Annotated in this window: 5 protein-coding genes; 3 read left to right on the top strand and 2 right to left on the bottom strand. The window is 73.1% G+C overall.

The window, feature by feature from the left end:
• Together ftsL and rsmH are read right to left on the bottom strand one after the other, a co-directional pair.
• Positions 1-358 (bottom strand): cell division protein FtsL (ftsL, locus tag CCN35_RS19975; protein WP_211285555.1); only part of this gene is annotated, 358 nt, incomplete at its 3' end.
• Between the two features lie 14 nt (positions 359-372).
• A complete protein-coding gene (gene rsmH, locus CCN35_RS19970; RefSeq protein ID WP_086793785.1) occupies positions 373-1,377 on the bottom strand; it encodes a 16S rRNA (cytosine(1402)-N(4))-methyltransferase RsmH in 1,005 nt (334 codons plus the stop codon).
• Between the two features lie 425 nt (positions 1,378-1,802).
• Between rsmH and CCN35_RS19965 the strand changes: the two genes are divergently transcribed.
• The 3 genes from CCN35_RS19965 (at position 1,803) to CCN35_RS19955 (ending at position 5,105) form a co-directional block, all read left to right on the top strand.
• Complete coding sequence (locus tag CCN35_RS19965; protein WP_086793783.1) at positions 1,803-2,357, top strand: beta-class carbonic anhydrase; 555 nt, start codon at positions 1,803-1,805, stop codon at positions 2,355-2,357.
• A 289-nt stretch (positions 2,358-2,646) separates the two neighbouring features.
• Entirely contained in the window at positions 2,647-3,720 is a 1,074-nt protein-coding gene (locus CCN35_RS19960; RefSeq protein WP_067392792.1) for an AAA family ATPase, read from the top strand.
• Positions 3,720-5,105: a DUF58 domain-containing protein gene (locus CCN35_RS19955; protein ID WP_067392788.1), complete on the top strand. Its 1,386-nt coding sequence runs from the start codon at positions 3,720-3,722 to the stop codon at positions 5,103-5,105. Before CCN35_RS19960 ends, CCN35_RS19955 begins: the two co-directional genes overlap by 1 nt.
• The last annotated feature ends 53 nt before the right edge of the window (positions 5,106-5,158 follow it).

Below are 5,158 nucleotides of genomic sequence, written 5' to 3'. Positions count from 1 at the left end.
CTCCGCCCCGGACGCCCTTCACCGTGCCGTCGGGCGCCAGGAAGACGGGGTCTCCGCCGGGGACCATGCCGAGTTCCCGCGCACGGCGCTGAAGGGCGTCCGGGGCGGAGTAGGCGTCGATGTCCCGTTGCAGGGCCTGTTCCTCGTCGGTGAGGTTCTTGGTCTCCTTGCGCAGGTCCTCCCGCCGGAACGCGCCCTCGCTGAGCGCGGAGTTCAGCATCAGCAGCGCGATGAGGCCCCCGCCGAGCAGCAGGACGACCAGGAGGACGAAGGGCGTGCGGGCGGCCTGGTTGCGGTGCGGCGGAAAGAGCCGGGCGAGCCGGGCGGCACGCCCCCTCAGTTCGGGTCTTCTGCTCAAGGGTCCCCCCTGCCTCACTCGACGTCCTCCCTGATGCGCTCGGCGGCGCGCAGCCGGGCCGGTGCCGCCCTGCGGTTCTCGGCGATCTCCTCCTCGGTGGGAAGTTCGGCACCGCGCGTGAGCAGCTTGAGCCGGGGCTGGTAACGCTCGGGCACGACCGGAAGCCCGGGGGGCGCACTCGGTGCGGCACCGGCTGCCAACACCTGCTTGACCAGGCGGTCTTCGAGTGAGTGGTATGACAGTACGGCGATCCGACCGCCGACGTCGAGCGCCTTCACCGCGGCCGGGATCGCCCGCTCCAGAGCGGCGAGTTCGCCGTTGACCTCGATGCGCAGCGCCTGGAACGTGCGCTTGGCCGGGTTGCCGCCGGTGCGCTTGGCGGCCTGCGGCAGCGCGTCACGGATGAGCTCCACCAGCCGGGCGCTGCGGGTGATCGGCTCCTTCTCCCGCTCGCGCACGATCGCGGCCACGATCCGCTTGGCCTGCTTCTCCTCGCCGTACGTCCGCAGGATGCGCACCAGTTCCCCGGGCGGGTAGGTGTTGAGGACCTCGGCGGCGCTGATGCCGGTGCTCTGGTCCATGCGCATGTCCAGGGGCGCGTCCTGGGCGTAGGCGAAGCCGCGTTCGGCCTCGTCCAGTTGCATGGAGGAGACCCCGAGGTCGAACAGGACGCCCCGCACGCGCGCGATGCCCAGCCGGCCGAGCACGTCGGGCAGCTCGTCGTAGACGGCGTGCACCAGGGTGGCCCGCTCGCCGAAGGGGGCCAGCCGCTCGCCGGACAACCGCAGCGCCTCCTTGTCCCGGTCCAGGGCCACGAGCCGCACTCCGGGGAAGCGGGTGAGCAGCGCCTCGCTGTGCCCTCCGAGGCCGAGGGTGCAGTCGACGACCACCGCTCCCGGCTCCTGGAGCGCGGGCGCCAGCAGCTCCAGGCACCGCTGGAGCATCACGGGGACGTGCCGGCCCTCGCTCCCCCGTCGCCCGTCGCCGCCCTTGTGCGGAAGCGCTTCGCGCCCATTCATTTTTTCGGGACCCTCTCAGCCTCGGCGCATCCCGCACGCACCGCCGGGTCCCCCGCCGCTCAGGAACGAAAAGCCTGCCGGCGCCGGAAGCGTCGGCCGACCGGAAGCGGGAGGAGGCCGAGCCGTACGTACGCGCCGCGCACGTGTCGGACCGCCGGCCCTCGGGCCGGGGCCCTGGAAAATGCAGTCCAGCAGGGAGAACCACGCCTCCCGCTTCGCGTCACTTTAGTCCACCCTGTCTCGCGGTCAATCAATCGGCCTGCGCGTCGCACGACAGAGTGCCGGTGACACCGGAATTCACGGAGATTCACCCGTGCGGACAGAATTTTCCGTCTGTGTGGGGTCACTCACAACCGGCCACGATGGGATTCTTTGTCCGCTCCCACCGCAGGACTGCGGCGGGCACGGCCAGTACCGTCGTGCCTATGACGACATCCGCACCGGTCCCTTCCGGGGACGAGGACGCCATGGAGGACATGGCGGCAGGCACGGTCACCGACCGTCTCGTGGAGGCCAACCTGCGCTATGCCGCGGCGTTCACCGACCCGGGGATGGACGCCCGGCCCGTGCTGCGCGTCGCGATCGTGGCCTGCATGGACGCCCGTCTCGATCTGCACGCCGCGCTCGGCCTGGAGCTCGGTGACTGCCACACCATCCGCAACGCGGGCGGCGTGGTCACCGACGACGTCATCCGCTCGCTGACCATCAGCCAGCGCGCCCTCGGCACCCGCAGCATCGTGCTCATCCACCACACCAACTGCGGCCTGGAGTCCCTCACCGAGGACTTCCGGCACGAGCTGGAGATGGAGGTCGGACAGCGTCCGGCCTGGGCCGTGGAGGCCTTCCGGGACGTCGAGCAGGACGTGCGGCAGTCGATGCGGCGCGTGCGCACCTCGCCGTTCCTGCTGTACACCGACGACGTGCGCGGCTTCGTCTTCGACGTCAGGACGGGTCTGCTGCGCGAGATCGACCCCGCCTGACCGCCGCCCGCGCCCCGGCGTCCGGTGCGTGCCGCGCCTCCGCCGCCGGCGGAGGGCCCTCACCGGCGGAAGGCCGCAAGAGCCGACTTGTCGTGGCCAGTTGTCCGGAGGCGAGTGACACGAATCGGTAACGGCGGCAAGAATGCGGGATGTGGCCGCCCGCGGAATCCGTTCGCGAAGCGGCCGTGACAGGGAGCGGGCCGGACCGCGCAGCGAGGAACCGGCCCGGAGGTTTCTGGGGTATCCCCCTGCTCGGCAGAGGGCTTGGGGAAAGGCCGAGGAGGGCCGGGTGACGACCTATGACGAGCGAGCGAGCCAGGGGGGTGTCCCCGCTCGGGCGGAATCGGGAGCGGGGGACGATCTGACCTCCGTCGTCGAACGGGTGCGCAGTTCGGTGGAGGGAGTGATCGAGGGCAAGCCCGAGGTCGTACGGCTTTCGCTGACCGTACTGCTCGCCGAGGGGCATCTTCTGATCGAGGACGTTCCCGGAGTGGGCAAGACGATGCTCGCCAAGGCGCTGGCACGGTCCATCGACTGTTCGGTGCGGCGCATCCAGTTCACTCCCGACCTGCTGCCCTCGGACATCACCGGGGTGTCCATCTGGGACCAGCAGCGCCGGGACTTCGAGTTCAAGCCGGGCGCCGTCTTCGCGCAGATCGTGATCGGCGACGAGATCAACCGCGCCTCGCCCAAGACCCAGTCGGCCCTGCTGGAGTCCATGGAGGAACGGCAGGTCACCATCGACGGGCAGACCTATGAACTGCCCGCGCCGTTCATGGTGGTGGCCACGCAGAACCCGGTCGAGATGGAGGGCACCTACCCGCTGCCCGAGGCCCAGCGCGACCGGTTCATGGCCCGGGTGTCCATCGGCTATCCGAACCCGGACGCCGAGCTGCGGATGCTGGACGTGCACGGCGGGGTGAACCCCCTGGACGGCCTCCAGCCGGTCGCGCACGCGCACGAGATCGTCAAGCTGATCGAGGCGGTGCGCGAGGTGCACGTCGCCGAGAGCGTGCGGCGCTATGTGGTGGACCTGGTCGCCGCCACCCGCACCCACCCCGACCTCAGACTCGGCGCCTCGCCGCGCGCGACCCTGCACCTGCTGCGCGCGGCGAAGGCGTCCGCCGCGCTGGACGGCCGGGAGTACGCACTGCCCGACGACGTCCAGGCGCTCGCCGTGGCCGTTCTGGCCCACCGGCTGCTGCCCACCGCCCAGGCCCAGCTCAACCGCCGCACCGCCGAGCAGGTCGTCCAGGAGATCCTGCAGAACACCCCGGTGCCCGCGGGGCCCGGGCAGTCCGGAGGCTTCGGCCCGGGCCGCGGCGCACCGGCGTACGACCGGCACACGCCCCGGAGGCTGTGATGACCCGTGCGGGGGCCGCGCACGCGGAGAACGACCGGGAGGGGCGGGGCGGTGTCCGCACCGCGCTGGCCGGCCTGACCACCCGGGGACGCTCCTTCCTGGCCGCCGGGATCGCCGCCGCCCTCTGCGCCTACGTCCTCGGCCAGCTCGATCTGCTGCGGATCGGTCTGCTGCTCGCCGCCCTCCCGCTGGTCTGCGCGACCGTGCTGTACCGCACCCGCTACCGGGTGGCCGGCAGCCGCCGGCTCTCCCCCGCGCGCGTGCCCGCCGGCGGCGAGGCCCGTGTGCACCTGCGCGTGGACAACGTCTCCCGGCTGCCCACGGGGCTGCTGATGCTCGAGGACCGGGTGGCGTACGTGCTCGGGCCGCGGCCCCGCTTCGTGCTCGACCGGGTCGAGCCGGGCGGGCGCCGCGAGGTGTCCTACCGGGTCCGCTCCGACCTGCGGGGCCGCTATCCGCTGGGCCCGCTGCAACTGCGGCTGAGCGACCCGTTCGGGATGTGCGAGCTGACCCGGTCCTTCTCGGCCTACGACACCCTCACCGTCGTGCCGCGCGTGGAGCCGCTGGCGCCGGTGCGGCTGAGCGGCGAGTCCAAGGGGTACGGCGACGGGCGGCAGCGCTCGCCGGTGCTGGCCGGCGAGGACGACATCATCCCGCGCGGCTACCGCTACGGCGACGACCTGCGCCGGGTGCACTGGCGCTCCACCGCCCGCCACGGCGAGCTGATGGTGCGCCGCGAGGAGCAGCCGCAGCGGGCCCGCTGCACGGTGCTGCTCGACACCCGGGAGCTCGCCTACCGGGGCTCCGGCCCCGACTCGGCCTTCGAGTGGGCGGTGTCCGGCGCGGCCTCCGTGCTGGTGCACATGCTGGAGCGGGGCTACTCGGTGCGGCTGCTGACCGACACCGGCAGCCCGGTGCCCGACGGGACCCTCGACGGCTTCACGGGGGCCGGCCAGGAGTCGGCGGACGCGGCCGGGCTGCTGCTGGACGCCCTCGCGGTGATCGACCACTCGGACGGGGCGGGTCTGTCCCGCGCCCTCGACGCGCTGCGGGGCGGCCTGCAGGGCGGCACGGAGGGACTGCTGGTCGCCTTCCTCGGCGACCTGGACGAGGTCCAGGCCGCGGTGGTCGCCCGGATGCGCCGGCACAGCGGCGCGGCGGTCGCGTTCGTCCTGTCCGGCGCGGCCTGGTCCCACGAGCCGGCCGGCGCCCCCGCCCCGGACGACCCCGCCGAGGAGCGTCTGCGCCTTCTGCGCGAGGCCGGCTGGACGGCCGTCGCCGTGCCCCGCGGCGCGGCGCTGGACGAGATGTGGCGCCGGGCGGACCACGAACGCGCGGTCCTCGGCGCGACGGGCGGCACGGCCTTGGGCGGGGGATGGTCATGAGCGCCCCGGGGATCCGGGGCGCGGGGCGCGGGCGGCCCGGCGGGGAACCGGCG

The organism is Streptomyces thermovulgaris, from assembly GCF_002155915.1.
In the GTDB taxonomy this organism is placed as follows: domain Bacteria; phylum Actinomycetota; class Actinomycetes; order Streptomycetales; family Streptomycetaceae; genus Streptomyces; species Streptomyces thermovulgaris.
The sequence above is the reverse complement of the archived record's forward strand: the minus strand, read 5'-3'. Positions and strand labels throughout refer to the sequence as shown.

What these genes read in the sequence shown, in the direction of transcription:
- CCN35_RS19955 (WP_067392788.1), top strand. Translation starts at nt 3,720, where the DNA reads ATGACCCGTGCGGGGGCCGCGCACGCGGAGAACGACCGGGAGGGGCGG.
- rsmH (WP_086793785.1), bottom strand. Translation starts at nt 1,377, where the DNA reads ATGAATGGGCGCGAAGCGCTTCCGCACAAGGGCGGCGACGGGCGACGG.
- CCN35_RS19965 (WP_086793783.1), top strand. Translation starts at nt 1,803, where the DNA reads ATGACGACATCCGCACCGGTCCCTTCCGGGGACGAGGACGCCATGGAG.